Raw genomic sequence first — 13016 nt, forward strand, 5'->3', positions numbered from 1 at the left:
TCAAACAAATCCTCCTATGAATCAGGTTAACTTACTTCGTGATAGTTTGAAAAAACATTTACCATGGCACGGTGCAAGACTAAATTTTCTAGCATTATTTTTGATGGCATTGATTCGTGTGCGAACCGTTGATTTAACAAGTCTTTCCTTAGCTTTTCGTACCTGTGCTAAACCAGAATCGAGCTATAAGAGACTTCAACGATTTTTTGCTAATTTTAACCTTGATTTGAGTCTGATTGCTAAAACCATAGTTTCCTTGATGAATATACCTCAACCATGGGTTTTAAGTATTGACCGAACACAATGGTGTTTTGGCTCTACTTGTTTTAATATTTTTGTTTTGGGTATTGTTCATAAGGGTGTTGCTTTTCCCATCACTTGGACAATGTTAGAAAAGAAAGGTAATTCTAACAGTTGTGAAAGAATGGATTTATTGGATCAATTCTGGGAGATTTTTCCCACAGCTCAAGTATCCTATATTTGTGGTGATAGAGAGTTTATCGGTAAGGAATGGTTGACTTATCTAATGATTGAACCTCAAATTCCTTTTCGTTTGAGGATTAAAGCAGATCATAAGATTGGTGATGGGCAAAAAAGTCTGGCCTCATCAATTCTTTTTGCTCATCTTCGAATGGGGGAATCTCAAACTCTTTCAGGTAAACGTTGGGTTTGGGGAAGACAAGTTTATGTGTCTGCTTTACGTTTAGAAGATGGGGAGTTACTAATTGTAATTAGCAATGACTCTGGGAAGAGTGCAATTGCTGATTACGCTCATCGATGGGGCATTGAAACACTATTCGGGATGTTTAAAACCAGAGGATTTCATTTAGAATCTACTCATTTTAATCAGCCAGAAAGACTAAGTAAATTGTTCGCATTAATGAGTTTAGCTCTGTGTTGGGCAATTTTAATAGGAGAATGGTTACATGAACAGATACCATTAAAAATCAAAAAACATGGTCGGCGAGTAAAAAGTATTTTTCGTTATGGACTCGACCATCTAAGAATGATCTTTCTTGACATCGATCTAAAACAGAATGAATTTATAAGATGTTTAAATTTTTTGTCCTGTACTTAGGATTTTTCCATACGAATTTTCTTTCCAATTTGTGGATAAACTTTTTCTAATTCCCTCATGATAAAATCAGGATGATAACCCGAATCCACGAGAATCGTAATTTTATGAACATTCATGGGTTTGGCACGAAAATAATCTATGTTCTCACTCAACATCATGATTAATCCTCGATCATCGGAAACACTTGCCTTTGTGCAACAAGTGAAAAAAGGAAATCCCAGACTATCCACTGCTAAATGTCTTTTAATACCATTGGTGAGTTTATACCTACAAAATCCTTTACTCTCTACTCCTGCACTACAAGTATTTTGTACTGCTTGAGAATCAATGATTATTAATCGAGTCCAAGTGGATTTTTTTTTACTTTTTCCCTTAGTTGCTTATGAAGCTCACACATCACCATTTCAAAGATACCCTCTTTTTTCCAGTTTTTATAATGCCAGTAAACTGTAGAATAAGGCGGTAAATCCTTTGCGTTGTATAACTTTGATGCAGGTTTCCAAGAGTAATCATCTTTTGAGTTAAAATTTCTAACGGCAACAATAGCATCAACATAGCTGTAGTCATTCCAAGCACACCTATCTTGTTCAACAATCCACTGTAAGTTCTTTTCGACTAAGGTGTTTTTCCATTTTTGACTCTTAAGCTCAGAAGCTAGATTATAACTCACACCAAAAAAAGCAATATTTTCAAATATCTCTTTCCTCTCTGGATTACGAGAAATGATATTAGGTTGAGGCCAGTGAGGCATAAAAAAGCGCTTGCAAGGCAGTAAGTATCTGTCTTCTTGTAATAACTGAATTTTAAAATCCCATAAATCTACTTCTTTTTTATTTTGTACAACACATAATTGTGCGTATGGGTGAGGATTTTGATCACCTTTAACACAAACCCATAAACTTTTATCTGATGGTTTTGATGTGTATGGAAAAGAATATCTATACCCAACAATGATCCCTTCCTCTGGCAATTTATCAACTAATTGACAAGAAAAATGAATGGCTTTTAATCGTAAATACGTTTGTAGAATCCAACTGACAAATACATTTTTTGAATCCAAATCATTAATATCATTTGGAATTTAATATTCAGACAAGTTTGGTAAATAAAAATAAATGGGTATGTTATTTTTCACACTTTTTAAAATTTTATACTTTTATTCAATTCGTTTTTTTTGCCTGTATTATATGCTTAGAGATTAGTTGGACTATACTTGATTAGTAAACTAACCGTAATGTTAACCATACCATGTAAAGTAATTCTATGAGTTTACCTAATTTTTTAGTCATTGGTGCCGCAAAGGCAGGAACTACATCTCTATACTACTATTTAAAGCAACATCCTGAAATTTTTCTACCATTTCAAAAAGAATTGAAGTTTTTTGCTTTTGAAGGAGAGACATTTGGGAATGCAATTAATAACATTGAGGATTACAAAGAACAATTTAGAGATACTAAAGCAGAAACTGCCATAGGGGAAATTTCTCCTGTATATCTATGTTTAGCGTCTAAATCTGCCCCAAAAATAAAACACTATCTCCCAGATGTAAAATTAATTGCTATTCTCAGAAATCCTGTGGAAAGGGCATATTCTCACTTTCTCTTTCGAGCTAGTAAAAGTTTAAATGCAGAGCCTTTACAGGACTTTAAACAAGCAATAATGGAAGAAGAAAGACGCTTAAAAGAAGGATATAGTTATCATTTTATGTACAAAAATACTGGATATTATTATCAACATTTAAAACATTATTTTGACTTATTCCCCAAAGAGCAAATAAAAATATATTTATATGAAGACTTTACACAGAATACAAACTTAGTATTACAAGATATATTTAGATTCTTAAATGTTAACGATAATTTTCTTCCAGACACGTCAGTCAAAAAAAATGTTACTCAAGGTATTAGAGAAGTTCCTAAAAATAAAACTATTCACCAAATATTATCAAATAAGTCTTCTATCAAGACTAGTTTAAAATCTTTCATCCCTTCCCATTTGCGTTCTAGCCTATTGCAAACTATTAAAAAATTAAACACACAAACATTGGATAAAAATATCACCTTACCCATATCTTTAGAATTTAAGGAAACACTTAAACAGAGTTATCGTGACGATATTTTATTGCTTCAAGATTTAATTGATAAAGATTTATCTCACTGGCTTTAGACCATAAAGTAGTGGAATCATACTACATTAGAATGGTAGAGTTTATCATATAAGCCTTGCAGTGACTTACGAGGCTAATATTCTATCACTCAGTGAATTTAACTTTGGTGTATTTTTATTTGATTTAAAATCAAGTTTTTTATGAGTAAATTTATGTTTTTAACCAATTGGATAAGTCTCGAGTAATTAAATTTTCGAGTTGTAAAATATCTTCTTGATATAAGTCTATAAGTTTTTGTCTAATTTGAGTGGAAAGAATAGGTTTGCCAGTATTATGTTCTTTGACCTTATTCGCAATTTTAGTTCTCAAAAAGTTTGGGATAAAAGGTTTTACAATTGATTTTATAGGATTAGAGCGATTAAAAAGAGTATTAACAGTTCTGTTTTTTGGCACTTCTGTTTTATTATGAATTTTCTGAAAATTAATTGCAACATCATCTGCAATGTTTAAAAAATTAAAAATATCTTTAGTAACTAATTCTGGTTTAGTAATTATATCTTCGTACAAATAAACTCTTATTTGAGATGTGTCAAATATATCAAAGTATCTAGTTAATTGTTGATAGTAAAAACCTCTTTGTATGTAATGCCAGTTATGACTCCAACCATTCTTTATTCTATTTTCTTCTTCCTTAATTGCCTGAGCAAAATTATAGTCAGTGTCAGGTTCATATCCTTGAGAAGTCCAGTATAAGTAATGGGAAAATGCTCTTTCCACTGGGTTTCTCAGGATGGCTATTAGTTTAACATCAGGAATATAATGCTTGATTCTTTGAACAGCTTTTTCGCTGTAGATGTATAGTGTTGAGGCTTCTCCAATCGCCCTTTGGGTGGTTACAGGGTCAAATAATTTTTGATAACTATCAATATCAGTGACTCTATTTTTCATTACAAAAGTGCCTTTAGGGCCTGGATATTCTAATTTTTCTCCTTCTAGGGCCAAAAAATCAGGCTCTTTATGGGTTGGCATATATAGTCACTTTACTTAAGTATGAACCAATCAAGGGTAAAATAATGGATGAAGTAATTATTTTTATATTTAAGTATAATGCCCCATGATATAGAATTAAGACAAAAAGTAATTGACTATGTAGAAAATAGAGGTAACGTAACAAAAGCATCGAGAATATTTGGAATATCAAGAGCATCAATATATAGATGGTTGAATAGAAAAGATTTAAGACCAACAGTGGTCAAAACTCGTCAAAGAAAATTAGATAAATCAGCACTATATGAAGATGTAGTGAAAAATCCAGATGATAAATTAATAGATAGAGCGAAAAAATTTGGAGTAACAATGTCAGCAATATCTCATGCATTCAAAAAAATGAACATAACAAGAAAAAAAACAGTTACGTTATAGAGAAAGAAATAGAAAACAAAGAATAGAATACTTACAAAAATTAAGAGAATTAGTCAAAAAATACGGAAGTAAGAGTATGGTATTTATTGATGAGTAAGGATTTGAGGAAATAAGTACTTGCATTTATGGGTGGTCAAAAAAAGGAAAAAAAATTTATGATGAGAAACAAGGAAAACGAGGAAAAAGAGAAAATTTAGTAGCAGGAAGAAGAAAGAAAGAAAAAGATTTTATTGCTCCAATGATCTTTACAGGAAGTTTAAATGCAGAAAGTGTTGAATCATGGCTAAAAATGTATTTATTACCATCACTAAAACAATTTTCAATACTAATAATGGATAATGCACCAATCCACCGAAAAAATATGATAAAAGAATTAGTAGAAGAAGCAGGTCATCTAGTAATGTTTTTACCAACTTATTCACCAGATTTAAATGATATTGAACACGATTTTAGTGCTTTAAAAAGAGCAAAAATGTATAGCGATAGTACAATAACTTTAGATGAAATAATTTACAATTATTGTACTAGCTAAATGTCTCAGTCTTATTTTTATTGACTATAAAAGGAATACATTTTACCAAAGCAGATTCTCTGATGGAAATACAATCTATTTCTTGGAAAGTACAGCCATAGTAATGAATAACTGAACTAGCTTTTTCCTTGATAAGTTCATCCACCCCTATTCTTCCATGTTCTGTAACACCCTCTTGAGTCATTAACTGTATCATTTTTTCTTTCCATAGATTCCATTCAGAATCATTTTTAGAATGAGAACTAAAGCCATAATAAATATCTAGGGTGGCTTGGGGTATTTCTTTTTTTATAATGTTCCATCCATAAAGCAACATTTGCTCTAGTCCTCTGCCGTAGTTTGAGGCGTAGATAATTTTGTATGGTTGCTTTGGAAAATCAGCATATTTTAGATAATCTTTAGTAACACCATTAGTAATTATTTTAATTTTTTTATTTTCTATTTCGGGCAATAAGTGGCGATGGTATCGTGATTTAACAAAAATCTGGTCATATTTACTCAGTTTTTCTTTTGAAACTTGTTCTGGCAACAAAACCTCATGTAAGTCTAAGTATAGTATATTTTATGTGCTTTGGTTGATTGATTTAGCCTCCACGGATAACGCCAAATAATCAAAATATTGTAAGTATCAAATGGATTAAATTTATCGTAACTTAAATAATTAACGCCATCATAGTTACCTTCCTGAGCACTACAATTATTAAAAATAGTTACTTGATAGCCTAGAGTTACCCATTGTTTTGACAAGGAAATTACGGCTATTTCTGAACCTCCTAAACCCTTATCACTGTAGTTTAGACTAAAAAAAATTGTAAGAGAATAAGTAAGCTAACAAAGATTAGCTCAAAAAGAAGATAAATGAATTTAATAATGGCTTAAAAGTTATTTTTTTGGTCTTTTTTTAGTCTTAGATAAACGCTTTTTAACCGTAGGATAAACTTTAGCTTTGTTTCTTTTTCGCCCTTTAGGCCACCCATGAGATTTTCCCCGACTTTTAGGAGAAAGAGTAGGACTGCCAATATCCATCAATAATGAAATCATAGACTGAGCAACTCTTCCAGGGGTTAAATTCTGTTGAGGTTTTTGCCATGGCAGATGATATTCTTTGACTAAATCCTTGGATAACCATAGCTGCCAAGTGATATTGACAATTAAATTGCTCCACCTTTGACAACTCTCAGGAGTGCGAAAACGAGGTAAAGTCCAATGTAACCTTTGTTTGGCGAAACGATACCAGTGGTCAACACCAAATCGTCGGCTATATTGAATCCAAATATTGGAAGAAGATAAAAATTGCTCTCCCACCCAGATTAACCACAGTGGGCGATGTAAAGCACCAGTTTTTTTCGGCTTTAATCGTTCAATTTTAAACAGAGTTAGCTTTTGTGAAGGGGCATTGTAGAAATGAAGTTCTTCCCATTTACTCATACGTATTGTTCCTAGGGATGAATCTTCCATTTCCAATATTTCATGGGCATGGGGAAAATGGTCACATTGATTTAATTTCAACTTTGCCCCATGTTTTTTCGGTCTGCCTCTCCCGCTATAGGGTGGAGGATTACCATATAGACATAGATTCGAACGTACTCTAATCAACTTACTGATTTCAATATCTGCGGTTTGCTTAATAAATTTGCCATTGCCATACTCACAATCCAACACTACTAATTTCGGTTTATTTTCTGGCAATTTTCTACACACTTGCCTTAGTTGCCATGTCCCTTTACCCAGAGGATTTTCAAAGGATGTGATTCTTTCGTGTCTTAAAGGTAATGCCCAACTTCCTTTCTCATTCAATGGTGGTAACCAAGCGATAGTGCTATATCCTTGTCCTATGACCGATGAATTGCTCGATGAATTAGAGTATTGATAAGTTCTATCTTTCATGGTGGGGCTATCTCTAAATGCCCACGGAGTGTGGTCTATACCCAGTAATATGTATTCTAATGGTGGTATTTCTTGAATACATCTTTTCATCAATTTGTTACTATTTAGCCGACAATCTTCTATGGCTTCATAGGTACTATGCCATTGACGCCGAAAAAATGGAGATAGGGATAGTTGAGCTACACTTCCTACTTTTTCCATGGTCATTATACTGTCCATCAACTCAAAAGTTGCATCTTTACTTTTGACCAACATTGAGTAACTATCTTCACGGAACTTTTCTATTCTGCTATATTTGTTCATGGAGAGAAAACTATATTTTTGCTTATTTATATTTTCTCTCTATTTTTCTTTTCTGTCTTGCCCTTCCTTCTTTCTCTCCCCATTTAGTCTAAACTACAGTTATCAAGACTTTTAGGACTCCATTCATAAAGAGTATGTCCAGTGTAATAAACAATAGATTTATTAGGCCATGTTTTAGCTGCCAATCGTTGATTAATCTGGCTGATTTTTCCCTGTATTTTACGCAGTAACATGAGTTTTATTGGTACAAATTTTTGAAAAAAAATAGAGGCGACTTTATCAACCTCTATTCTAAATACTATTTGATTTTATGTTAACTTTCTATGGTGCGAGCGCATTTCCCCGTAGAAGACTACCAATGGTTTTAGCTGTAATTTTAAGCTGAGTTAAAGGATTTGCAGGTACTACGGTTTTGTAGAGGTAGCTATCGAAGGTGATTTTTTGTACATCGATGTCAGCACACATTTCCACAAAAGCCTCACGGGTAGCATCACTACGATAGAAAACTCTTTGTAAGATGTCTAATACTAAATAGGTAGTACCGTATTGTTTATCCCAACGTTTGAGGTAAGTTTTTAAATCCGCTTCGGTGGGTACTCTTTGACCATTATTGCTGGTTTCTACAATCACCTCAGCACACATTCTGGCACTTTTTGCGGCGAAGTAGATACCTTCTCCAGAGGATTTGGTAACGGTACCCGCTGCATCACCCACAAGGGCTACTCTGCCCACTACACGACGGGGGCGAGGATGTTCGGGAATGGGGTGAGCTTCTACTTTGATGATTTCTCCCCCCTCAAGGCGTTTGGCTGCTCTCTGACGGATACCGGCTTGTAAGTCTTTAATCATGGATTGGTTGACTTTCATGGTACCTGTACCGACGGCAACGTGATCATATTTAGGAAATACCCAAGCATAAAAGTCGGGAGATACATCGTTACCCACATACATTTCGGCTAATTCATCATAGTATGCCATTTTGTCTTCAGGGAGTTTGATTCTTTCCTGAAAGGCGATCGCATAGTTATAATCCCCAGCATCAATGGCTTTTGCGATACGAGAATTGGCTCCATCGGCACCGATTACGAGGTCAACTTTAAGGGTTTTCATTTCCCCTTGGGCGCTACCATTGGAATGGTCTGCATAGTGAAGGGTATAAGGGCTAGTATCATTATCGGGAATGTCTAATTGATATACCGTACCATTGATGAGGTTCGCCCCTAGTTCAGCGGCGCGATCGCGCATAAAACCATCTAAAACCTCACGGCGACACATCCCAATGTACTCATTATCCTTGAGAGTTTGACCGATATTCACCTCAATATTGGAAGGAGAAATCATCTTCATTTTACGAACCCGACGGTCAATGATTTCGGGAGGTAAATCAAACTCATCCACCATACATAGAGGAATAGCACCGCCACAAGGTTTAGCGTTATCTAGTTTTCTTTCAAACAAATAGGTTTCAATACCCGCTTTTGCCAAAATTTCAGCTGCTGAGGATCCAGAAGGTCCGCCGCCTACTACTGCTACCCGAATTGTCACGGTATTCTTGCTCCTAAAATTTATATTTTTAATAAATTGCTTTTTGTATCTATTATAAAAAGGTAAAGGACAATGTCCTATCCTTCGATAAATTTTTCCATATTGCAACAGTCCTTAACAAAGAAAGCAATATTTCTTAACACTTCTCATTTTGTAGTTGTGTACAAATAATTTTTCTACCTCAAATTCAGAAGAATCAATAAGACCATTAGATATTAAATTATCTATCGATTAAGTGTATAGATTTAATAAGGCTTGTAAACCGCCCTGAAAACCAGACCCCACGGCATTAATACGCCATTCGCCTTCTTGTTTATACAATTGAGCCATGATAACTGCGGTTTCCACAGAGAAATCTTCGCTCAAATCGTAGCGTAATATTTCTTCCTTGGTTTGGACATCTACTAGACGAATATAGGCATTATTCACCTGACCAAAGTTTTGTTTTCTTTTATCGGCTTCGTATATGGTGACGGTGACGACAATTTTTTCCACCTCTGGAGGTACTTTTCTCAAGTCCACAATCAATCCTTCATCATCTCCATCTCCATCCCCAGTACGGTTGTCTCCTAAAAGTTTGACAGACTGATCAGAATCGGGACTAACTAGGTTATTGTAAAAAATAAAATGTTTATCGGAAACAATTTTTTCATTACTCCCAAGAAGGAAAACTGAGGCGTCTAGGTCAAAATCTCCCCCCGTATCGGTGGTATTTACATCCCAACCTAGTCCAATAAAACCAGCTACTAAGCTCGGTGCTACTTTGGTTAATGAAATTCTTTGTCCTTTTTCCAGTGAAATACTCATAGTTTAACCCATGAAATTTAGTGATATTATTAGTCAATTATCCCCCGAAAGTCACAGTTTAAACCAAAATCCTGAACTTAATCCTGAAATTGTTACTATTACTCCTATTCAAGGGGCGATCGCCCATAGCATAAGCTATATTGAAGGGGATAAATTTGCAAAGATGGTAGCTACCACCCCGGCATCAGCCCTTATTCTACCATGTGATCAAACTTTACAAGAAAACGCAACGAACAGGGGGATCGCTTGGTTATCATCTTCCTATCCTCGTCTTACTTTTGCCCAAACCATTGAGCTTTTTTATCAACCCCACAGGCCAGAAGCCAAAATTCACCCGAAAGCAGTAATTGCTGATGAGGTAATCATGGGGAAAAATGTCGCTATCGGAGCTAATGCGGTTATTGGCGAAGGAGTAACCCTAGGAGATGATGTGGTAATTCATCCTAATGTTGTGGTTTATCCTAATTGTGTTGTAGGCGATCGCACCGAGCTTCATAGTAATTGTAGTATTAATGAAAGAACCCAAATTGGAGCAGACTGCGTTATTCAAAGCGGAGCAGTCATTGGAGCGGAGGGATTTGGCTTTGTTCCCGTACCCCAAGGATGGTACAAAATGCCACAATCAGGATACGTAATCTTAGAAGACGGTGTGGAAATTGGTTGTAATAGTACAGTAGATCGTCCTGCGGTGGGAACGACAACCATAGGCAAAAATACTAAACTCGATAATTTGGTGCATATTGGTCATAATTGTCAAATAGGTGAAAACTGTGCCTTTGCCGGGCAAGTGGGTTTAGCTGGTGGAGTTACAGTGGGTAATAGAGTCATCTTAGGAGGGCAGGTGGGTATCGCTAATCAGGCGGTCATTGGTGATGGAGCGATCGCCTCTGCCCAGACAGGAATTTCTAGCAACGTAAAATCAGGAGAAACCGTCTCAGGCACCCCCTCGATGCCCCACAAACTCTATTTAAAAGTAGCAGGGATGTATAAATATCTTCCCGATATGTATAAATTCTATAAAGAATTAAAAAGAAACAATCAGAATTAGGGCTTGTTCCAAATAAATAATTTTTGGGTGGGGAAACCTACCCTCTTTTTTTTAAAAATTAGTGGACATAATGAAATTTATTTGCAATAATGAGGATAAGCAAAAAGTTATTGCTAAATATTAGCAGGAAGTAACCATGTACGTTTGTATTTGTAATGCCGTTACAGAGAAAGATATTCACAAAGCAGTGAAACAAGGCGTATCTTCTATTGATCAATTATCTGAGCAAACTTCCGTATCCCTTCGTTGTGGTAGTTGTCAATCTCGTGCTTGTAAAGTCTTGGAAATGGCTCTGGCTAACCCTTCTGTCCGTTAAATCAATTTGAGACAAGCAAAGGTATCATCTAATAGTTTTTATGGAAATAGTTTAATTTTTACACCAAAAAAGTTTCAATAAAAAACAAGGAACCGAAGTCCCTTGTTAAGTGAAAAAGAAATTTAATTAATAATTATTTTCGACGAATGGTAACACCATGTAAGTCACTGTGTTCTAATCCTTGATAGTTATGACCTCCTGCTATGGAAGCAACTGAGGCAGAATCCTCCGTATTAGAGCTACGTAAAACTGAGACTAAACGACCAAAAGACCCATTGTATTGTAATTCTACTACTCCTACCCCAGGGCAACTCCCTTGGGAAGAATGGGCTACAGATACGGGAATAGGACCACGGAAAGCTACGTATAGATATTTGCCGTCGGGGCTTTCTTCCATTAAGTCAGGGGCTGGATCGTTTTTTGGTAAATCAGCATCATCGTTAATAGAGGCGATCGCACAAGCACCCATACCATTGCCTTTTCCATCCTCAGAAGTTAAGTCATAGGATAGATGGTCAAAAGTTTGGGAATTAAATACTTCGATGATATTTTGAATCCTATCAACAGTGTGTATATATTTTCCATTAACAGTTCTCGCCATACCGTGACTATCACGACGGGTGGTAATTCCAGGTAATTGTCCACTATTGTTGGTGGCTTCTCCTCTGGTATTGCCATTGGTGGCGGTGTTATCAGCACCTTTATAGACTAATGTGGGATATGGGGTATTCGGGGCATTTGCTGTATCTCCGAAGGCTGTATCATCAATGTTATAAACGGTAAAGGTTGATTGAGTTGCTCCAGCATCGGAGGCAGATATTCCTCCATTGAGCCACATTTTTCCGTTTACTTCCACCCCTCCACAACCAGCACCATTGAGGACTTGATTGTCATATTCTCCAACGATTGTCATGGGAGTTTGTTCGGTATTGGCTACTAATAAGCCTCCTCCTGCAAGAGTAATATAAGCATGGTTGGTACTAGACACAATGGGGCAGATAATTAAATTATTGGTTCTACCTCCTAAAATGGGGTTTTGGTCTGCTGTGCAACCGTTTTCTTTACATACACCATTGGGGGTTAAGTCTGCCATGGCAGCTTGTTGGTAATCACCGATAATTTCCCCCATAAGATCATGGTTGTGGGCATTTTTACCGAGAAAAACCGTGGCAGGAGCAGTAACTTCCATTCCTTTACCTACCCCAAGGGAAGCAGATTTGTTGTAGATGGCATTGGTAATTTTACCTTGAGCATCTCTGGTGATGTCAATACGTTCTAATAGTTTACCGTTGAGGTTGGCCACTAGAAGAGCGCTGCCGTCATCATTCCAAAATGACATATGGACGGAACGCCCTGCGGGGCTACCGTTGGTACCTGTGACACGGAAAAGGGCGATCGCCTCTTTAGTTTCCCCATCCATGATGCCCACATAACCACCTGTGGGAGCAAAAAGGTTAAGGTTAAGGTATTTATTTTGAGGATCGGTAATCATGCCGTGTAAACGACCAAAACCAGGTAAATCGGCGATGGTTTGTCCTGTGGCTCCATTTTCGTTATATTCGGTTAAAGTGGGAGGAAAAACGGCATTTACATCACAAGGGCCATCCCCTGCACGGTTATTTCCGTCACAGCCGAGGGGCTGGGCTTCTATTCCAGACTCAATTTGTTGTTCGATGTCTTTACTATCCCAAATCCAAATTACTCCCCCATCGGTGCCAATGGTTTCAATACCGACTACGGAGTTAGATTGATCTGAACCCCAAACTTCATATCCTGTATGATCCATGGCAACTCCCTGATAGACGATAAGAAGGGTCGTTGCGATCGCAATTAATACTAGATTAATTCCTCTGGGAATAATCTTAAATTTTCCTAACATAATAATTTGAATAAGTAATGATTAATAGTTAACTTGTGAAGTGTTTACTATTAGAATGAAATGTAATCTTTACCTATTGTCAATTCTCCATG

At 36.1% G+C, this 13016-nt stretch carries 13 protein-coding genes and 1 pseudogene; 5 read left to right on the forward strand and 9 right to left on the reverse strand.

Features of this window, described 5'->3' with window-relative positions:
• The first annotated feature begins 16 nt into the window (after positions 1-16).
• The gene (locus AA637_RS10965) at positions 17-1078 is read left to right on the forward strand and encodes an IS4 family transposase (protein ID WP_446682785.1); all 1062 of its coding nucleotides are present in this window, start codon (positions 17-19) and stop codon (positions 1076-1078) included.
• Here AA637_RS10965 and AA637_RS10970 read toward each other — a convergent pair.
• Both AA637_RS10970 and AA637_RS10975 read right to left on the reverse strand, forming a co-directional pair.
• The gene (locus AA637_RS10970; protein ID WP_446684578.1) at positions 1075-1413 is read right to left on the reverse strand and encodes a transposase; all 339 of its coding nucleotides are present in this window, start codon (positions 1411-1413) and stop codon (positions 1075-1077) included. The two genes, AA637_RS10965 and AA637_RS10970, sit on opposite strands and share 4 nt — an antisense overlap.
• On the reverse strand, positions 1413-2138 hold the full coding sequence (locus AA637_RS10975; RefSeq protein WP_446682786.1) for a hypothetical protein: 726 nt from the start codon (positions 2136-2138) through the stop codon (positions 1413-1415). Before AA637_RS10975 ends, AA637_RS10970 begins: the two co-directional genes overlap by 1 nt.
• Positions 2139-2341: 203 nt before the next feature.
• On the opposite strand from AA637_RS10975, the gene AA637_RS10980 reads away from it, so the two are divergent.
• Positions 2342-3244, forward strand: a complete 903-nt coding sequence (locus AA637_RS10980; RefSeq protein ID WP_446682787.1) for a sulfotransferase family protein — start codon at positions 2342-2344, stop codon at positions 3242-3244.
• A 151-nt stretch (positions 3245-3395) separates the two neighbouring features.
• Here the strand turns inward: AA637_RS10980 and AA637_RS10985 are convergent, their stop codons facing one another.
• Positions 3396-4214 (reverse strand): sulfotransferase domain-containing protein, encoded by an 819-nt coding sequence (locus AA637_RS10985; RefSeq protein ID WP_446682788.1) that lies wholly within the window; start codon positions 4212-4214, stop codon positions 3396-3398.
• A gap of 78 nt (positions 4215-4292) precedes the next feature.
• Between AA637_RS10985 and AA637_RS10990 the strand changes: the two are divergent.
• Positions 4293-5139: pseudogene (locus AA637_RS10990) on the forward strand (IS630 family transposase).
• On the opposite strand, the gene AA637_RS10995 reads toward AA637_RS10990, so the two are convergent.
• The 5 genes from AA637_RS10995 to AA637_RS11015 all read right to left on the reverse strand — a co-directional run bounded on the left by AA637_RS10995 (position 5132) and on the right by AA637_RS11015 (position 9681).
• The gene (locus AA637_RS10995) at positions 5132-5668 is read right to left on the reverse strand and encodes a hypothetical protein (protein WP_446682789.1); all 537 of its coding nucleotides are present in this window, start codon (positions 5666-5668) and stop codon (positions 5132-5134) included. The pseudogene AA637_RS10990 and the gene AA637_RS10995 overlap by 8 nt on opposite strands.
• Before the next feature lie 353 nt (positions 5669-6021).
• Positions 6022-7329, reverse strand: a complete 1308-nt coding sequence (locus AA637_RS11000) for an NF041680 family putative transposase (protein ID WP_446682790.1) — start codon at positions 7327-7329, stop codon at positions 6022-6024.
• An 83-nt stretch (positions 7330-7412) separates the two neighbouring features.
• On the reverse strand, positions 7413-7562 hold the full coding sequence (locus AA637_RS11005; RefSeq protein WP_446682791.1) for a hypothetical protein: 150 nt from the start codon (positions 7560-7562) through the stop codon (positions 7413-7415).
• Between the two features lie 88 nt (positions 7563-7650).
• On the reverse strand, positions 7651-8874 hold the full coding sequence (chlP, locus tag AA637_RS11010) for a geranylgeranyl reductase (protein WP_446682792.1): 1224 nt from the start codon (positions 8872-8874) through the stop codon (positions 7651-7653).
• Between the two features lie 231 nt (positions 8875-9105).
• Positions 9106-9681 (reverse strand): TerD family protein, encoded by a 576-nt coding sequence (locus AA637_RS11015; protein WP_069791724.1) that lies wholly within the window; start codon positions 9679-9681, stop codon positions 9106-9108.
• Between the two features lie 10 nt (positions 9682-9691).
• Here AA637_RS11015 and lpxD point away from each other — a divergent pair, with 10 nt between their 5' ends.
• Complete coding sequence (gene lpxD, locus AA637_RS11020) at positions 9692-10729, forward strand: UDP-3-O-(3-hydroxymyristoyl)glucosamine N-acyltransferase (RefSeq protein ID WP_446682793.1); 1038 nt, start codon at positions 9692-9694, stop codon at positions 10727-10729.
• Between the two features lie 136 nt (positions 10730-10865).
• Positions 10866-11045, forward strand: a complete 180-nt coding sequence (locus tag AA637_RS11025; protein WP_446682794.1) for a (2Fe-2S)-binding protein — start codon at positions 10866-10868, stop codon at positions 11043-11045.
• Positions 11046-11178: 133 nt separating this feature from the next.
• Here the strand turns inward: AA637_RS11025 and AA637_RS11030 are convergent, their stop codons facing one another.
• Entirely contained in the window at positions 11179-12924 is a 1746-nt protein-coding gene (locus AA637_RS11030) for a hypothetical protein (protein ID WP_446682795.1), read from the reverse strand.
• Between the last annotated feature and the right edge of the window lie 92 nt (positions 12925-13016).

It is taken from the genome of Cyanobacterium sp. HL-69 (assembly GCA_002813895.1).
Lineage (GTDB): Bacteria > Cyanobacteriota > Cyanobacteriia > Cyanobacteriales > Cyanobacteriaceae > Cyanobacterium.